This is a genomic window from Sphingomonas sp. jy18, from assembly GCF_056931895.1.
This window is the reverse complement of record NZ_JBXPBT010000001.1, coordinates 983,242-998,488: the sequence shown is the minus strand read 5'-3', so window position 1 is coordinate 998,488 and position 15,247 is coordinate 983,242. Positions and strand designations below refer to the sequence as shown.

The 15,247-nt window shown below is 65.5% G+C and carries 21 protein-coding genes; 17 read left to right on the top strand and 4 right to left on the bottom strand.

Annotation, left to right across the window (positions count from 1 at the left end):
• From AC0QC4_RS04955 to AC0QC4_RS04915, 9 genes are read left to right on the top strand one after another with little or no spacing between them, the layout of a single operon-like run.
• A complete protein-coding gene (locus tag AC0QC4_RS04955) occupies positions 1 to 192 on the top strand; it encodes a hypothetical protein (protein ID WP_483658593.1) in 192 nt (63 codons plus the stop codon).
• Positions 192 to 698, top strand: coding sequence for a hypothetical protein (locus AC0QC4_RS04950; protein WP_483658592.1), 507 nt, complete (start codon positions 192 to 194; stop codon positions 696 to 698). The genes AC0QC4_RS04955 and AC0QC4_RS04950 overlap by 1 nt, the downstream gene beginning before the upstream one ends.
• The gene (locus tag AC0QC4_RS04945; RefSeq protein ID WP_483658591.1) at positions 699 to 1,007 is read left to right on the top strand and encodes a hypothetical protein; all 309 of its coding nucleotides are present in this window, start codon (positions 699 to 701) and stop codon (positions 1,005 to 1,007) included. It begins immediately after the preceding gene.
• A gap of 16 nt (positions 1,008 to 1,023) precedes the next feature.
• A complete protein-coding gene (locus AC0QC4_RS04940) occupies positions 1,024 to 1,812 on the top strand; it encodes a M15 family metallopeptidase (protein WP_483658590.1) in 789 nt (262 codons plus the stop codon).
• Complete coding sequence (locus AC0QC4_RS04935; protein WP_483658589.1) at positions 1,812 to 2,063, top strand: hypothetical protein; 252 nt, start codon at positions 1,812 to 1,814, stop codon at positions 2,061 to 2,063. The genes AC0QC4_RS04940 and AC0QC4_RS04935 overlap by 1 nt, the downstream gene beginning before the upstream one ends.
• A 1-nt stretch (position 2,064) precedes the next feature.
• A complete protein-coding gene (locus AC0QC4_RS04930; RefSeq protein WP_483658588.1) occupies positions 2,065 to 2,271 on the top strand; it encodes a hypothetical protein in 207 nt (68 codons plus the stop codon).
• Positions 2,268 to 2,390 (top strand): hypothetical protein, encoded by a 123-nt coding sequence (locus AC0QC4_RS04925; RefSeq protein ID WP_483658587.1) that lies wholly within the window; start codon positions 2,268 to 2,270, stop codon positions 2,388 to 2,390. Before AC0QC4_RS04930 ends, AC0QC4_RS04925 begins: the two co-directional genes overlap by 4 nt.
• Positions 2,391 to 2,402: 12 nt before the next feature.
• Positions 2,403 to 2,768 carry a hypothetical protein gene (locus AC0QC4_RS04920; RefSeq protein ID WP_483658586.1) on the top strand — a complete coding sequence of 122 codons (366 nt, stop codon included), beginning with the start codon at positions 2,403 to 2,405 and terminating at the stop codon, positions 2,766 to 2,768.
• Positions 2,769 to 2,779: 11 nt separating this feature from the next.
• Complete coding sequence (locus AC0QC4_RS04915) at positions 2,780 to 2,983, top strand: hypothetical protein (RefSeq protein ID WP_483658585.1); 204 nt, start codon at positions 2,780 to 2,782, stop codon at positions 2,981 to 2,983.
• Here the strand turns inward: AC0QC4_RS04915 and AC0QC4_RS04910 are convergent.
• The 3 genes from AC0QC4_RS04910 to AC0QC4_RS04900 form a co-directional block, all read right to left on the bottom strand.
• Entirely contained in the window at positions 2,980 to 3,216 is a 237-nt protein-coding gene (locus tag AC0QC4_RS04910) for a hypothetical protein (protein WP_483658584.1), read from the bottom strand. The genes AC0QC4_RS04915 and AC0QC4_RS04910 overlap by 4 nt on opposite strands.
• 73 nt (positions 3,217 to 3,289) lie before the next feature.
• Entirely contained in the window at positions 3,290 to 3,703 is a 414-nt protein-coding gene (locus AC0QC4_RS04905; protein ID WP_483658583.1) for a thermonuclease family protein, read from the bottom strand.
• Positions 3,704 to 3,854: 151 nt separating this feature from the next.
• Positions 3,855 to 4,922 carry a phytase gene (locus AC0QC4_RS04900; RefSeq protein WP_483658582.1) on the bottom strand — a complete coding sequence of 356 codons (1,068 nt, stop codon included), beginning with the start codon at positions 4,920 to 4,922 and terminating at the stop codon, positions 3,855 to 3,857.
• A gap of 83 nt (positions 4,923 to 5,005) precedes the next feature.
• Between AC0QC4_RS04900 and AC0QC4_RS04895 the strand changes: the two genes are divergently transcribed.
• Positions 5,006 to 6,241 (top strand): MFS transporter, encoded by a 1,236-nt coding sequence (locus AC0QC4_RS04895; RefSeq protein WP_483658581.1) that lies wholly within the window; start codon positions 5,006 to 5,008, stop codon positions 6,239 to 6,241.
• Here AC0QC4_RS04895 and AC0QC4_RS04890 read toward each other — a convergent pair.
• Positions 6,214 to 6,972 (bottom strand): competence/damage-inducible protein A, encoded by a 759-nt coding sequence (locus AC0QC4_RS04890; RefSeq protein WP_483658580.1) that lies wholly within the window; start codon positions 6,970 to 6,972, stop codon positions 6,214 to 6,216. The genes AC0QC4_RS04895 and AC0QC4_RS04890 overlap by 28 nt on opposite strands.
• 64 nt (positions 6,973 to 7,036) lie before the next feature.
• Here AC0QC4_RS04890 and map point away from each other — a divergent pair, with 64 nt between their 5' ends.
• From map to AC0QC4_RS04855, 7 genes are all read left to right on the top strand, one after another.
• The gene (gene map / locus AC0QC4_RS04885) at positions 7,037 to 7,858 is read left to right on the top strand and encodes a type I methionyl aminopeptidase (protein ID WP_483658579.1); all 822 of its coding nucleotides are present in this window, start codon (positions 7,037 to 7,039) and stop codon (positions 7,856 to 7,858) included.
• A 230-nt stretch (positions 7,859 to 8,088) separates the two neighbouring features.
• A complete protein-coding gene (locus AC0QC4_RS04880) occupies positions 8,089 to 8,427 on the top strand; it encodes a P-II family nitrogen regulator (RefSeq protein WP_483658578.1) in 339 nt (112 codons plus the stop codon).
• A gap of 40 nt (positions 8,428 to 8,467) precedes the next feature.
• On the top strand, positions 8,468 to 9,880 hold the full coding sequence (glnA, locus tag AC0QC4_RS04875; protein ID WP_483658577.1) for a type I glutamate--ammonia ligase: 1,413 nt from the start codon (positions 8,468 to 8,470) through the stop codon (positions 9,878 to 9,880).
• 184 nt (positions 9,881 to 10,064) lie between these two features.
• Entirely contained in the window at positions 10,065 to 11,222 is a 1,158-nt protein-coding gene (locus AC0QC4_RS04870; RefSeq protein WP_483658576.1) for a putative 2OG-Fe(II) oxygenase, read from the top strand.
• A 17-nt stretch (positions 11,223 to 11,239) separates the two neighbouring features.
• Entirely contained in the window at positions 11,240 to 12,535 is a 1,296-nt protein-coding gene (locus AC0QC4_RS04865) for a M20/M25/M40 family metallo-hydrolase (protein ID WP_483658575.1), read from the top strand.
• Positions 12,536 to 12,543: 8 nt separating this feature from the next.
• Positions 12,544 to 13,656: a helix-turn-helix domain-containing protein gene (locus tag AC0QC4_RS04860; RefSeq protein WP_483658574.1), complete on the top strand. Its 1,113-nt coding sequence runs from the start codon at positions 12,544 to 12,546 to the stop codon at positions 13,654 to 13,656.
• Positions 13,657 to 13,761: 105 nt separating this feature from the next.
• Positions 13,762 to 15,228: a S41 family peptidase gene (locus tag AC0QC4_RS04855; protein WP_483658573.1), complete on the top strand. Its 1,467-nt coding sequence runs from the start codon at positions 13,762 to 13,764 to the stop codon at positions 15,226 to 15,228.
• Positions 15,229 to 15,247 lie beyond the last annotated feature (19 nt).

Below are 15,247 nucleotides of genomic sequence, written 5' to 3'. Positions count from 1 at the left end.
ATGACCATCGACGAAAAGATCGAGCGTGGCGCCAAGCTGCTGCGCAAGGCCGAGCGGCACAATGCGCTGGCGGCGCGGGCCATGGCGCAGCTGCACGAGCTGGCCGCCGAGGGCATCGCGACGCATGGCTGCGCCGCCGGTGCATCCGACGGTGTGGTGGCCAGCGTGGCGGCGCCGAAGGACGATGACTGATGCTGCTCGACATCCTGTGGGCAGCGATCGCGCTCGTCGCCGTGGTGCATCAGGGCATCAGGGGGGCGCAGGGTTGGCGATGGGATAGCCCGTCGCTGACCCTGTTGCTGATGCACCTGGTGGCGGTGCCGCTGGGCATGGCGTTCGACAAGCCGTTTCTGGTCGGCGTGATCGCCTGCCTCGATGCGTTGGTGGTGCTGGCCATGCTGTGGGTGGTGACGCGATGCTTCAACCGCGGGACGTGCGGATGGTGCGAGAAATCCCGGCGGGCGCAGTTCGTCGGGCTGATCGGCACGGGCAAGGTTGCTCTCGGGCTTGCCTATGCCGGCAGCGGTGGTCTGATGCTGTCATGGAATGATTATGCGCTGATGATCAACGCTGCCTTTGTGCTGCAGGTTGCAGTTTCCGGGGGGTGGCTGAATGGGCTGGCTGTTTTCGCTGATGGCGTGTGGCGTCGCCCTGGCGGCCAGCCTGTGGGCGCTGTCGATCATCGAGAGGGTGCGTAAATGGATTTCCACCCGGAAGTCTGGGCGGCCCTGAAAGTCGCCGGCGCGGCGCTGTGCGGCGGCGTGGTGCGCATGTTCCTGCGCCCGGCAAAGTCGCTGACGCAGACCATCCTGCTGCTGGTTTCCTGTGTGATCGTTGGCGGTTTCGGCACCGCGCCGACGCTGGCGTGGTTCAACCTCGGCCCGGAATGGGCCGGTGCCATGGGCGCGGCGCTCGGCTTTTCCGGCCTCTCGCTCGCCCAGGCCGTTCTGCGCGGGCTCGACCGGCTCGACCTCAGCGAATTCTTCAACCGGGCGGCCAAGCCCTAGATCCAAGGACATCGATATGACCGGCAATCTGCTGGACCATCGCACCGTGCAGGGCGCGCTGGTTCGCTTCGGCGTGCTCGACGCAATCGACGGCATCTGGGGACAGAAGTCGGCCGCCGCCGCCCGCCTCATCGTGAAGCGCCGCGTTCCGGCCTATCGCGTCGAATGGCCCGACGCCCGCGTCAGGATCGCGCTGGAGCAGCTGCTGATGTCCGATGCCAGCCTGCCGGTCGGCACGATCGACGGGCTGGTCGGGCCGCAGACCAAGTTCGCCTTGGAGCGGTGGCAGGACCGTGCGCGGGACATCGACCCCGAGCCGGCACAGGTCGCGCACATGCCGACGCGCTGGCCGCGGCAGGCCGATGTCGAGCGGGTGTTCGGAAAGCCCGGCGAGAATATCATCACCGTCACCATGCCCTATGCGCGGCGGCTGTCGTGGGATTTGGCGACGAAGACCAGCAAGGCGCAGTTCAACAAGCTCTGCGCCCCAGCCTTTATCGCGGCGCACGAGCAGGCGCTGGCGCATTACGGCTATGAGGGTCTGGTCGAACTCGGCCTCGACATCACCGGCGGCACATTCAACAACCGGCTGATGCGCGGCGGCAGGCGCCCGTCGATGCACGCCTATGGTATCGCGGAGGACACCAACCCGGATCGCAACGGGCTGCGCACGCCTTGGGCTGAGGCGCAGATGTCGAAGCCTGAATATGCGGCGTTCGTCGATGCCTTCTATGCGCAGGGGATCATCAATCTGGGCAAGGAAGCCAATCGCGACGCGATGCACTTTCAGGCGGCGCGGCTGTGATGCGCCCGCTGATCACCATCCCCGATTGGGTCAATGCTCGGGTCGTCGCCGGTGGCGGCGCCTACGGCCTCACCGTGCTCGTTTTGGGCATGATCGCATGGAAGCCTGAGCTGGCCGAGAACGACCTGTTCAAGACGCTGGCGCAGGCGATCGTGGTGCAGGGCCTGATCGGCCTGGCCATGGCGCACTGGTTCACCAGCGGGCCGCGCCGAAACCCACCTGACAATCCACCAGAGACAGAGGGACAATGACATGACCGATGATCAGATCAAGCAGATGGTGAACCGCTTTCTATCATGGAAGATGCCCGCTGACTTTGCGCCCGATGCCGGGATCAGCTTCGCACCCGATTTCAATGTCGGCACGCCGTGGCCTATGAAGCATGAGCCGAGCGGAACCAACCTGTTCACTGCCGTTCAGGCCGAGGCGATGGTTCGGCACATGCTTGGTGAGCCATGATCGAGCCGCGCAAGCATGAATGGTGGCCTTTCGATCTGCTGCGGCAGGCAGCAGCACCGTTCCTCGTCGCGATGCTGATGCTGGGCCTGCTGATGGTCTGGTTTGTTCAAGGAAACTGAAGGGAAATCGACATGATGCGATTGTTGTTGCCGCTGTTCGCAGCGGTGCTGCTGTCCGGCTGTGCCGGGCTGGGCGGTTTTGTCTCCGGCCTGCCGGCCAGCCCGGGCGAGGTGGCCGACCAGACCACGCTCGACGAGCGTGGCGCGATCGCGGTCGAGATCGCCTATCAGGCAGCGGCGCGCGCGGCCGAGGCGCTGACCGATGCCGGGCTGATCGAAGGCGCTGACGCGGTGCGGGTGGCCGAGCTCGACCAGAAGGCCTTCGCTGCGGTGCAGACCGCGCGCCGTGCCTATGCCGCAGGCAACGCCGCCAGCTACGCCGAGGCGATCGGCAAGGCGCGCGCCGACATCGGGGCGCTGCTCCGCCAGATCAATTGAAAGGCCCGCCGATGACCCTCGATTCCATCCTGCAGATCCTGCGCAGCGGCGCCGATGCCGCTACCGCGTTCCGCCAGTTGTTCGACCTGGCGGTGGGCACGTTCAGCGAAGCCGATCAGGACAAGCTGAAGGCGGCCTATGCCGAGGCGCAGGTGGCCAGCGATGCCACCCATGCGCGGCTGCAAGGCAAGCTGGCTGACGCTGCCGAACGCTAGCCGTGGGCGATGCCTGCGGCGGCCGACGGTCTCGACCAATAATCGAGCGCGGTTGCCGCGGCCCGCTCGATGGCGGCCGCCTGCGTGTCCGCCTCCGCAACCCACATCGGACATGCGCCGTCGCTGTAGCCTGCCCTGACGGTGGCCTGCCATCCCTTTGCCGTGCGGGTGATGCGGTAGCTGCGTCGATCTAGCTTGGCGATCGCCGCCAGCGCGTGAAGGCTGGGCGTCACAGCCGCGGCACGACGATGGCGGCCAGCATCAGCAGGCCGATCAATGCAAACTCGATGCGGTAAAGCCAGCGACTCATCGACAGCGATGGTTGCCCCAGTAGCGCCGCCAGCGCAACACGGTGCCCGTCGCGACCATCGCGCAGCTCAGGTCGCGGCCATCGGCCAGCGTGCACCAGGCGCCGGTGCGATTTCCCCTCGCCTCCCCAGTAGAAATGCAGCGCATCGCCGGCGCGCGCACGACGATGTGGCCGGTTGGCCGCGTGCCACGCGGCCCGCCGAACAGACCGACCAGCGCATCCCGCGCCTGATCGGCAGAAGCGGATGGGCAAGGTTGTCCGGGTCGGCAGGTGCCATCGCTCTCTCGGGCCGCGATGCCGGCAATCCGCACGCGTGGCCCCTCGGCGCACCAGATCGGGCCGTCACCATCGTACACAGCGACGGGGGTGCAGGTGAAGGCAATGGCGGCGGCTATGACGGGAACAGGCATGGCGAGGTTTTACACCAGCGCATTAAGCAATTGAATTGATTGAAGGACAATCGCGCCCGTTTTACCGCCATCGTGGCCGAAATCAGGGAATGCGCAGCGCTTGGGAAGCTTCTGCTCTACCATTGAGCTACACCCGCCTGCCTGATGCGCCCTAGCGCGGAAGCTGGGCCAAGCCAAGCGCTTCGCGGATGGCCCGCCAAGACAATAGTTTGAAATTCTGGGCTTCGGGCAGATTGTTGCCATCCTGGGCGACGAACAGCCCCTCGGCGAAATCAGGCCCGAAGTCGCCGAGCATCAGCTCGATTCCGTCGGTATCGAAAGTGCCGTCGATGGCGCCGCCAGCAATTCGGAAGCGACCGACGCGCTGCCCGCTGGGCAGCTCGAACAGCGTATAGGCGTTGTCGCCCTGGCTCGAGGCGACCAGAAAGCCGCCCGAGGCACCCGAGGGGGCCAACGCCAGACCTTCGACGTCGGCGACCAGACCGTGTTCGGCACCCACTGTGGCAAATGCGACGGCGACTGGCTGGGTTGCGGTCAGATCGAAGCGCCAGATGCCCACATCCTCCTCGCCCAGATAGAGTTGGCCAGTGCGATCGTCGACGACACAGCCTTCCGGCTGGGTAGCAACGCCAAAGCTGCGGAGCGGGCGCAGAGCCGGGGTCGGCCCGGTCAGGTCGATGGCCTGCTCGAACACACGGCCTTGTTTGGTGACGACATAAGACCGTACCTCGCCTCCGACGCGGCCCAAGCAGTAGCCATAGGCCTCTCCGCTCGCGCCGGGCACGACCAGATCGGCCAACAGCGTCAGGTTGCCGGTCGCGCCATCGACCGTGAGCAGCACAACGTTCGGTTGCGTCAGGCTGTTTCGGTTGCTGGCGCCGACGAGGATGGCGTCGCGCGCGCCTATCCGTACGCCATCGCGCAGATCGACATTGTTGATTTCACCGAGCCGGACAAAGCTGCGCGCGTGTCCGTCGAGGCCATAGACGTGAATTCCGGCACGCTTGTCGGTACCGACGATCCAGCTCGCTGAGGGTTCGGACGGGTTGCGCCAAATGGCGGGATCATCGGCAGCATCGGCCTGGGCCGTGCCGACCGGGTCGGTCTCCCGCCCGGCAGGAACGTCGACGGCTGGCAATGGTAACGCAGCCGGTGTGGTGGCGCACCCGGCCAGCAGCGCAGCGGCGAGAAGCATGGCGGAACAGGCCGGTCGTGACATGGAGATTCCCCTTGGCGCCAGATACTTTGCGCTCCAGCCCCCGCGTCACTGGATTGCAACCGTGACGCTGCTATGACAGGCCGATGACGCGTTCCGTCACCTCCCCCCACACCATTGCGTTCATCGTCTTCACCATCTTCATAGATGCGGTCGGGTTTGGCATCATCATGCCGGTTCTGCCGCAACTGGTGATGGATGTGGCGTCGGTCGACCTTTCTGCGGCAATCAAGGTCGGCGCCTGGATCGGCTTTGCCATGGCCGTGGCCAGCTTCATTTCCGCACCGGTGCTGGGCAATCTATCCGACGCCTATGGGCGGCGGCTGGTGCTGCTGTTGTCGCTCGCTGGTCTGACCATCGACTATCTGCTGCTGGTGATCGTCGGCACCTTGCCGCTGCTGTTCATAGCCAGGATCATATCGGGTGTATTCGGCGGCAGTTTTGCCGCAGCGCAGGCGGCGATTGCCGATGTCACCGTGCCCGAGCAGCGAGCACGCAATTACGGATTTGTCGGCGCGGCCTTCGGCATCGGTTTCATCGCCGGGCCACTGATCGGCGGCCTGCTTGCCGAATGGGGGCCGCGAGCGCCCTTTGCCGCAGCGGCGGCATTGGCGGGACTCAATTTTCTGTATGGGCTGACTCTGTTTCCTGAAACATTGCCGGTCGAGCGGCGTCGCGCATTCGACTGGCGCCGCGCCAATCCTCTCGGTGCGCTCGCTGCCGCACGGGCGGTACCGGGCATGATGGCGGTCGCGGCCATCCTGACGCTCTGGCAAATCGCCAGCCTGGTCTATCCGCTGACCTGGAGTTTCTACACCATCGCGCAGTTCGGCTGGACGCCGCAGATGATCGGGCTCAGCCTGTCCGCGGTCGGCGTTGTGATGGCCGGCAGCCAGTTCTTTCTGACCGGCCGGGCCGTGGCACGGCTAGGAGAGCGGAACGCCGCGTCTTTGGGGCTGATCGCGTCGGTCAGCGCCTATATCGCCTACGCCTTTGCCACCGAGACATGGATGGCCTTTGCCATCCTGTCGCTGCTTGCCGTCGGCGCCTTCGTGCAGCCCAGCCTGATGGCCATGCTCTCCCGCCGGGCAACGCCGGAAACGCAGGGCGAGGTACAAGGCATAGCCTCGATGGCCATGGGCGTCGGCTCGCTCGTCGCGCCCTTGCTGCTGACAGGGACGATGGCGCGCTTCACCGGGCCGGATGCGCCCGTCGATTTCCCCGGAGCGGCCTTCATCGTGTCCGCGCTATTCGGTCTGCTTTGTCTGTTTATGCTGAGGCGACTGCCGCCGGCTCAGATTCCGCCGGCGGTCGATTCATAGCCCCGTTCGGCCAGCCCCGCGGCGATGGCATCGCAGCAGGCCTGGGCATCGGCCGCGACAGTCGAGCGGGCCACGAAGTTGGCGCCGACCCGGCCTTCACGGAAAAACGGATAGCTGCCGATCACGCACCCCGGGTGCGTCTTCTCCACCTCCCACAGCAGATCGGCGACCTCGCTTTCGGCTGCCCACGCACCCAGCGTCACCGAGACCAGCGGCGCGCCGCCCTCCAGCGTCCCGGTCAGCGCATCGAGCATTCCGGCGGTGATCGCGGGCACACCGGCCATGATGTAGATGTTTCCGATGTGAATGCCCGGCGCACCCGACATGCGGTTGGGAATCAGCGCGGCCCCTTGCGGCACCCGTGCCATCCGCAGCCGCGCCTCGGTAACGCCGCCGCGCGTCGCATAATAGCGTTCGAGGATCGCCACCGCATCGGGGTGATGTTCCACGCCGACGCCAAGCGCCGCGGCGATCGAATCGACGGTGATGTCATCGTGGGTAGGCCCGATGCCGCCCGTGGTGAACAGATAGTCGTTACGCGCGCGCAGCGTGTTGACCGCCTCGACAATCGCCGTCTCGACATCGGGCACCACCCGCACCTCGACGAGGCGGATGCCCTGCGCGTTAAGCCAGCTTGCGACCTGCGCGATATTCTTGTCCTGCGTGCGGCCGGAGAGGATTTCATCGCCGATGACGAGCAGCGCGGCGGTCCAGATCTTGTCCTGAGTCATGCGCCCGCCATAGCCCGCCTGCGCACGGTGGCAAATGCCGACCTTCGCCGCTATATCGTACCCCATGAATTATGTGACCGTCACTTCCGCCGACACCCCTGTGCGCGATGGCGCAATCCGACTGCACGGGGAGGAGGGCTTTTTCGGAATGCGGCGTGCCGGAGCGCTTGCCGCGTCCGCGCTCGACATGCTGGTACCGCATGTCGTGCCGGGCGCGGTGACCGCCGATCTCGACCGGCGGGTGCTCGATTTCGTGCTCGCCGCCGGCGCGGTGCCGGCGACGGTCGGCTATCGTGGCTATGCGCATGCGAGCTGCATTTCGATCAACCATGTCGTCTGCCACGGCATCCCCTCCGACAAGGCGCTCAAGGACGGCGACATCGTCAACATCGACATCACCGTGATCGTCGACGGCTGGCATGGCGATACCAGCCGCATGTTCCTGGTGGGAGATGTGCCGCTGAAGGCGAAGCGGCTGGTCGATGTCACCTATGAATGCCTGATGCTGGGCATCGAGCAGGCGCGGCCGGGCAACACGGTGGGGCATATCGGCCACGCCATCCAGAGCCATGCCGAACGGCAGCGCTATGGCGTGGTGCGCGATTTCTGCGGCCATGGTCTCGGCCGCCTGTTCCACGACGCGCCCGAGATTGTCCATGCCGGTCGGCCGGGGCAAGGGCCGGAACTGCGGCCGGGCATGTTCTTCACCATCGAGCCGATGATCAACCTGGGCAAGCCGGGCGTTAAGGTGCTCGACGATGGCTGGACGGCAGTGACCCGAGATCGGTCGCTTTCGGCCCAATTCGAACACAGCATCGGCATCACCGAGACCGGCTGCGAGATTTTCACCCGCAGCCCCGCAGGCCTCGATCATCCGCCCTATTGACCGGTTGCGACCGGGACATAGCTTACATCAACAGGATTTGCCTGTTTTCGCGGCAGATATTTGAACGTCTGCCCGGTTTTAAGGCAGCGATGCGCTCCGCCGCCCGGCGCTGATGCGGATTTCTCCCGCCGCCACGGGTGGCACGCTTCTTGATTGAGCTTGGGCACGTACGCGGCGGGCGGGCGCGATGCTGCACGTCACGTTCGCCGTAGCCACTCATCGGGGGAACCATGAAAAAGATCGAAGCGATCATCAAGCCGTTCAAGCTCGACGAGGTCAAGGAGGCGCTGCACGAAGTCGGCGTCAGCGGAATCACCGTCACGGAAGCCAAGGGCTTTGGCCGACAGAAGGGACACACCGAACTCTATCGGGGTGCCGAATATGTCGTCGACTTCCTGCCCAAGGTGAAGCTGGAAGTCGTCGTCGACGACAGCTTGGCCGCACGCGTCGTCGAGGCGATCGCCGGGGCGGCCCAGACCGGCCGCATCGGCGACGGAAAGATTTTCGTGATGCCGGTGGAAACCGCGTTGCGCATCCGCACCGGCGAGCGCGACAGCGACGCCATCTGATTTTCCAACATCCTACAATCCAGAGCGAGGGACAAGAACCATGGCCAACAGCCCCAAGGACATCGTCAAGCTGATCAAGGACAAGGAGGTCGAGTGGGTCGACCTGCGCTTCACCGACCCCAAGGGCAAGTGGCAGCACCTGACCATGACCGCTGCACTGATCGACGAAGACCAGCTGGAGGAAGGGCTGATGTTCGACGGTTCGTCGATCGCCGGCTGGAAGGCGATCAACGAGTCGGACATGATCCTCAAGCCCGATCTGGATGCCGTCCACATGGACCCGTTCAGCGCATCGCCGATGCTGGTGATCTTCTGCGACATCGTCGAGCCGTCGTCGGGCGCGCTCTATTCGCGCGATCCGCGCAGCACCGCCAAGCGCGCCGAAGCCTATGTGAAGGCCGCGAACATCGCCGATACCGTCTATGTCGGCCCCGAAGCCGAATTCTTCATGTTCGACGATGTCCGCTTCGAGAACAGCTATAATGCGTCTGGCTACACACTCGACGACGTCGAGCTGCCGACCAACACCGGCCGCACCTATGACAGCGGCAACCTCGGCCATCGCCCGCGTGCCAAGGGCGGCTATTTCCCTGTCGCCCCGGTCGACAGCGCTGTCGACATTCGCGCGGAAATGGTTTCGACCATGCGCGAAATGGGCCTCAACATGGACAAGCACCACCATGAAGTGGCGGCTGCCCAGCATGAGCTCGGCCTGACCTTCGACACGCTGGTCAAGACTGCCGACAACATGCAGATCTACAAATATGTCGTGCACCAGGTCGCGCATGCCTATGGCAAGACCGCAACCTTCATGCCCAAGCCGATCAAGGAAGATAACGGGTCGGGCATGCACACCCACATGTCGCTGTGGGAAGGCGGCAAGCCGCTGTTTGCGGGCAATGGCTATGCCGGCCTGTCAGACACCTGCCTCTACTACATCGGCGGTGTCATCAAGCACGCCAAGGCGCTGAACGCCTTCACCAACCCGACCACCAACAGCTACAAGCGGCTGGTGCCGGGCTTTGAAGCGCCGGTGCTGCTGGCCTATTCGAGCCGCAACCGTTCGGCCTCGTGCCGCATCCCTTACGGCGCCGGCAGCAAGGCCAAGCGCGTCGAGTTCCGCTTCCCGGACGCGATGGCCAACCCCTATCTGTGCTATTCGGCGCTGCTGATGGCGGGGCTCGACGGCATCCAGAACAAGATCCATCCCGGCGATGCGATGGACAAGAATCTCTACGATCTGCCGCCTGAAGAGCTGAAGGAAGTGCCGACCGTGTGCGCATCGCTGCGCGAAGCGCTGGAATCGCTGATCGCGGATCATGACTTCCTGCTGAAGGGCGATGTCTTCACCAAGGACCAGATCGACGCCTACATCGAACTGAAGTGGGACGAGGTGTATCGCTGGGAAATGACCCCCAGCCCGGTCGAGTTCGACATGTACTACAGCTGGTAAGTGCTGGCCCGGCATCTCGCCGGCAGCACCATCGACCAATCTCCATCGGGCACGGGAAGCAGAGGCTTTCCGTGCCCTTTGCGTCAAATGCCTTACCTGTGGCGACTTTACCGGGCGGTCGAGACTGCTAGGCTCGGCCACGCACATGCCAGAGCCAGCGATCCGCATTGAAGACCCGATGCTGATGACGGCAACGCAACATCGCGCCTTGTTGCAGGCCGCCTATGACCGCAAGCCGACCCCCCTGCTGCGCGCGCGCCTGGCGCTGATCGCGTCCCGCCTGAACGAGCCGCAGAGGGTCATCATGATCCTGCAAGATGAAAACAATCTCGACAGTGCTGAGACGCTGATGCTGGTCGATGCATGGCTGCGGGTACCGAGAGCCGAGGCATTGGACCGGGCCGCGTCGGCTATCGAGCGGCTGCTGGACGGCGACATTGCGCCAGAAGTCCGCAGTGCCGCCCTGACCCATCAGGCCCAGATCGCAATGGCGCGCCAAGACAGGGCGACCGCACGCCGCCACTTCCTCAGCGCGCTGCAGACTGACCCATCCAACCAGCGGGCATGCGCCCGCCTGATGCGGATCGAGGCCGCAACAGGAAATGCTGACGCGCTTGCGGCGCTAGCCGATCGCCTCTCCGCGCATGGCATCATCCATCCCTATGCGATGGTCACCCGGCGACTGGCGCACGTTCATCGCGGCGAGACAGAGGCAGCCGATGCTCTGACCGCCATGGCAACATTGCACCGCACCATCGCGCTGGCGCCGCCCGCAGGCTGGGCCGACATGACAGCGTTCAACGAGGCGCTGGCCGCCGAACTGCTCAGCCACCCGGACCTGCGCCGCACGGAGCACGGCGGCTTTGCCGAGAGCAGTCAACTCATCAACAATCCGTTGACCGCAGATAGTCCGCTGGCCCGCCAGCTGATGGAACAAATCGCCGCAGTATTGGAGCGAGAAATCAACCTGCTGTCGACCATCGATCATCCTTGGATACGGCACCGCCCCCCTTTCGTTCGCCTGACCACTGCCGTGCGAATTGCCGATCGCGACGACCATGAGAGTTGGCACATCCACCCGACCGGCTGGTTCAATGGCGTCTACTATGTCCAGATTCCCAATCAGGTTTCGACCGGAACCGATAGGGCTGGCTGCATCGCCTTCGGCCTGCCGCGGAAACTGGCAGGGTCGGTCGATGCTGACGGTGCCGGTTTGCACATCATTCGGCCGCAGGCGGGTACCATGCTGTTGTTCCCGTCCTTCAGCCACCATCGGACCTACGCGCACGGAACAGGCACGCCGCGTATCGCAGTGACATTCGAATTGCACGCCGAGCCGTAACAGCTAGTCTGCAGGTCATGAGACTGATGCTGCTGGGCCTTGCCGCCCTCCTCGCCACGCCGGCCATGGCGCAACTGACCCCCGCCGAGCGACGCGCTGCCGATCATGCCGCAGCCGATGCCGCGCATGGCGAGGCCTTGCTCGAGCGGCTGGTCAACCAGAACAGCGGCACCCTCAACCTCGCCGGTGTGCGGGCGGTGGGGGAGATGATGCGGGCCGAGCTGGAGCCGCTGGGTTTCACCGTCGAATGGATCGACATGAGCGCGACCGGACGCGCCGGGCATCTGGTGGCGACGCATGTCGGCAATGGCCGCGGCAAGCGTATCCTGCTGATCGGTCATCTCGACACGGTGTTCGAGCCAAGTTCGCCCTTCCAGAGCTATCGCCGCGACGGCACCAGGGCGATCGGACCCGGCGTTGGTGACGACAAGGGCGGGATGGTGGTCATCATCGGCGCATTGCGGGCGATGCAGGCCGCCGGCACCCTGCGCAACGCCGACATAAAGGTGGTGCTTACCGGCGACGAGGAGCGGATCGGCGACCCGCAGGATCTGGCGCGGCGGGACCTGATTGCCGCCGGTCAGTGGGCCGATGTTGCACTGGAGTATGAGAATCTCGCGCGGGACGGAGCGGGCGAATATGGCACCATCGCCCGGCGTGGATCGAGCAACTGGCTGCTGACCACCACGGGGCGTACCGGCCATTCGAGCACCATCTTTTCGGAAACCATGGGCTATGGTGCCATCTACGAGCTGGCGCGCATCCTCGATGCGTTCCGCCGCGAGCTGCCTGAGGCCAACCTTACCTACAATGTCGGGGTGATGGCCGGCGGGACACCGGCCGGGCTCGACGCGACGGAAGAGATCGCCACCGGCACCGGCAAGACCAATATCGTGCCATCACAGGCGATAGCGCGCGGCGATCTGCGCACGCTGACGGTCGAGCAGGACCAGCGGGTGCGCGCCCGGATGCAGGCCATAGCCGACGCCAGCCTGCCCGGCACCGATGCGACGCTGGTGATCGACAGCGGTTATCCGCCGATGAGCCCCACGGAGGGCAACCGGGCGCTGCTGGAGCGGCTCAACCTGGTCAACCGCGATCTCGGCTTCGACACGATGGCGGAAATGGACCCGGCCCGCCGCGGCGCGGCCGATTCGGGCTTCGTCGCGCCGCATGTCGATACGCTGGGCGGGCTCGGCGCATCGGGCGGGCTGGCGCATGCCGAGGGCGAGTGGATCGACCTGGCCAGCCTGCCCCGCCAGGCTGCGCGGTCCGCCATCCTGATCGGCCGACTGGCACGCGAACGGCGGTAGATGCCGCCATGGGCCTGATCGACGGGCTGGCCTTCGGCTGGCGGACCGCGATCCTCACCGTCGCGCTGGCGCAGCTTGTCATACTGGCGCTGGCCTTGCTGCGTCCGCTGGCCAATCGCAGCGCCAACCGCACGCTGGCGGCACTGCTGATGATCCTCGCCGGCATGTTCATGCCTTGGTTGATCGGGTTCGCCGGATTCTACGACAAATGGACGTGGCTGACCTTTCTGCCGCTGCAAATCGGACTGGCGATCGCTCCGCTGGGGTGGCTGTACATTCAGGCGCTGGTGTTCGGTCGCTGGCCTGCGCGGGGATGGTGGCATCTGGCGCCGGCGTTCGGCCAATTCCTGTTTCTGTTCGCCAGTTTCCTGCTGCCTGCGCCGCTGAAGGGGCGTTGGGCCGAAGCGATCGAAGCGCCCTATGACGTCATGACGACCGCAGCGACGCTGGCGGGGCTGCTGGTTTATGGTGCCGCCGGGCTGCGGCTGCTGCGGCGCTATCGTGACTGGCTGGCAACCCAGCGCGCCGATGATGACCGATTCGCCGCGCGCTGGCTGGTGCAGGTGGTGGGCGTCACGCTGCTGCTGGTGCCGCTGATCGGCGGGTTCGCGCTGTGGGATGCCATTGCGCCGCTGGGCTACACCGGGTTCATGGGACTCTACACGGCGGTGGCGGCCATCGCGCTGTACATGGGGATCGAAGGATGGCGCCACGCCCACCACCCTTTCCCGGTGTTGCGCGACGCCAGCGATGCGCCGGCCGGGGAAGCGGCGCGCGATTGGCGCGCGCTGGGCGAGGCTTGGGCGGAGGCGACGCGCACGGGCGAGTGGCACCGCGATCCTGATCTGACGCTGGCGGCACTGGCCCGTCGCCTGGGCACCAACAGCAGCTATCTGTCACGCGCGCTCAACGAGGGGCTGGGTGTCAACTTCTCCCAGTTCATCAATGCGCTGCGATCGCACAGCGTCGCCGCCATGATTCGCGATGGCCGACAGGACGATCTGCTCGATCTGGCCCTGGAGGCGGGATTCAACAGCAAGGCCAGCTTCAACCGGGCGTTTCGCGAGGCGATGGGCTGCACCCCGTCCGCCTACAGGGCGCAGATGGGCCGGAGTGGCTGACGTCTCAAATGCTCAAATACAACCGGTCCGGCAGATTTTGAGGCGACCCCGGCAGGCATGCCGGCCAAGGCAACGGCACAGCCCTCAGCACAGGATTGCCTGCCCATGGACCGCCGCCACTTCCTCCTCTCCTCGCTGGCCACCACCGCCGCTGCCGGGCTGGCCCCCGCCGCCCGTGCGGCAGAAACGCGCGGCGACATCGCCATCCTGCGCGATCTGCTGACCAGCCTGCACCCCGGCCTCTACCGCTATGCCTCGCCCCGCGAGACCGAACAGCGACTGGCTGCGCTGGAGCAGACATGGGATGCGGCAGCAGGGCTGGAGCAGCGCTATCTCGCGCTCTCCGCTTTCCTCGCCACCATCCGCTGCGGCCACAGCTATGCCAGCTTCTTCAACCAGTCGCAGCCGGTTGCCGATGCACTGTTCGAGCGGCCGACCCGTCTGCCCTTTGCTTTCCGCTGGATCGGCGACGAGATGGTCGTCACCGCCAATCACAGCGGCGCGGGCGGCCGGACGGAGGTCTGGCTGCCCGTCGGCAGCATCATCCGTGCGGTCGATGGTGTCCCCGTGCGCGACATGTTGCGCCGCCTGCTGCCCTTCGCCCGGGTGGACGGACATAATGACGGCAAGGCACGATCGCTGCTGTCGGTCACCGGCAGCAACGGCATCGAGTTTTTCGACGTGTTCCACGGCCTGGTCTATGGCGCGCCACAGGGCGGAACGTTCAACATCCATTATCGTGCGCCCGGCACGCCGAGCGATGTGTGGGCGGACATGCCGGCGCTGACGCTGGCCGAACGCCGCGCCTTCGCTCCCGGCACGACCTCCGGCGACGATGGCGCGCTGTGGCAATGGCGCATGCGCGAGGATGGCATTGCGGTGCTGACCATGGATGGCTGGGCGGTCTACAACAGCCGCTGGGACTGGCAGGCGTGGCTGGGCGAGCGTCTGGACAGTCTTGCCGGAGCACGCGGCCTGATCCTGGATATCCGCCAGAACGAGGGCGGACTGGATTGCGGCGACCCGATCCTGGCCCGCTTTGCCGCAGGTCCCATCCGGCGTTTCGAGGCGCACCGGCTGGTGCGCTACCGCCGCGTGCCCGACCATCTCAACCCCTATCTGCGGACCTGGGACAATGGTTTCCGCGACTGGGGAGACCAGGCACAGCCGTTCGACGACCGCTATTTCCAGTTGGCCGACGCGCCCGAAGACGACGTCATCGCGCCACGCGGGCCGCGGCTGACGATGCCGATGGCGGTGCTGACCAGCGCGGAAAACAGCTCTGCAACCTTCCAGTTTGCGCGGCTGGCCCGGCGCGAAGGGCTGGCGACGCTGATCGGCGAGACCACTGGCGGCAATCTGCGCGGGATCAATGGCGGTGCCTTCTTCTTTGCAACCCTGCCGCAATCTGGGATCGAATTCGATCTGCCGCTGATCGGCACCTTCCCGACCCGGCCCCAACCCGATAGCGGTCTTTCCCCCGACATTGCCGTGGCCCCTACGGCCGCCGATCTGGCGGCGGGGACCGACCGGGCGATGGAGCGGGCAGTCGCCCACATACTGAGGGCGTAACGGCGCAAAAGGGTTGCAC

Coding starts and splice junctions, on each gene's coding strand:
- AC0QC4_RS04870 (WP_483658576.1), top strand. CDS start 10,065: ATGACGGCAACGCAACATCGCGCCTTGTTGCAGGCCGCCTATGACCGC.
- AC0QC4_RS04945 (WP_483658591.1), top strand. CDS start 699: ATGGATTTCCACCCGGAAGTCTGGGCGGCCCTGAAAGTCGCCGGCGCG.
- AC0QC4_RS04890 (WP_483658580.1), bottom strand. CDS start 6,972: ATGACTCAGGACAAGATCTGGACCGCCGCGCTGCTCGTCATCGGCGAT.
- AC0QC4_RS04940 (WP_483658590.1), top strand. CDS start 1,024: ATGACCGGCAATCTGCTGGACCATCGCACCGTGCAGGGCGCGCTGGTT.
- AC0QC4_RS04920 (WP_483658586.1), top strand. CDS start 2,403: ATGATGCGATTGTTGTTGCCGCTGTTCGCAGCGGTGCTGCTGTCCGGC.
- AC0QC4_RS04925 (WP_483658587.1), top strand. CDS start 2,268: ATGATCGAGCCGCGCAAGCATGAATGGTGGCCTTTCGATCTGCTGCGG.
- AC0QC4_RS04855 (WP_483658573.1), top strand. CDS start 13,762: ATGGACCGCCGCCACTTCCTCCTCTCCTCGCTGGCCACCACCGCCGCT.
- AC0QC4_RS04915 (WP_483658585.1), top strand. CDS start 2,780: ATGACCCTCGATTCCATCCTGCAGATCCTGCGCAGCGGCGCCGATGCC.
- AC0QC4_RS04905 (WP_483658583.1), bottom strand. CDS start 3,703: ATGCCTGTTCCCGTCATAGCCGCCGCCATTGCCTTCACCTGCACCCCC.
- glnA (WP_483658577.1), top strand. CDS start 8,468: ATGGCCAACAGCCCCAAGGACATCGTCAAGCTGATCAAGGACAAGGAG.
- AC0QC4_RS04950 (WP_483658592.1), top strand. CDS start 192: ATGCTGCTCGACATCCTGTGGGCAGCGATCGCGCTCGTCGCCGTGGTG.
- AC0QC4_RS04880 (WP_483658578.1), top strand. CDS start 8,089: ATGAAAAAGATCGAAGCGATCATCAAGCCGTTCAAGCTCGACGAGGTC.
- AC0QC4_RS04900 (WP_483658582.1), bottom strand. CDS start 4,922: ATGTCACGACCGGCCTGTTCCGCCATGCTTCTCGCCGCTGCGCTGCTG.
- AC0QC4_RS04955 (WP_483658593.1), top strand. CDS start 1: ATGACCATCGACGAAAAGATCGAGCGTGGCGCCAAGCTGCTGCGCAAG.
- AC0QC4_RS04865 (WP_483658575.1), top strand. CDS start 11,240: ATGAGACTGATGCTGCTGGGCCTTGCCGCCCTCCTCGCCACGCCGGCC.
- AC0QC4_RS04860 (WP_483658574.1), top strand. CDS start 12,544: ATGGGCCTGATCGACGGGCTGGCCTTCGGCTGGCGGACCGCGATCCTC.
- map (WP_483658579.1), top strand. CDS start 7,037: ATGAATTATGTGACCGTCACTTCCGCCGACACCCCTGTGCGCGATGGC.
- AC0QC4_RS04895 (WP_483658581.1), top strand. CDS start 5,006: ATGACGCGTTCCGTCACCTCCCCCCACACCATTGCGTTCATCGTCTTC.
- AC0QC4_RS04930 (WP_483658588.1), top strand. CDS start 2,065: ATGACCGATGATCAGATCAAGCAGATGGTGAACCGCTTTCTATCATGG.
- AC0QC4_RS04935 (WP_483658589.1), top strand. CDS start 1,812: ATGCGCCCGCTGATCACCATCCCCGATTGGGTCAATGCTCGGGTCGTC.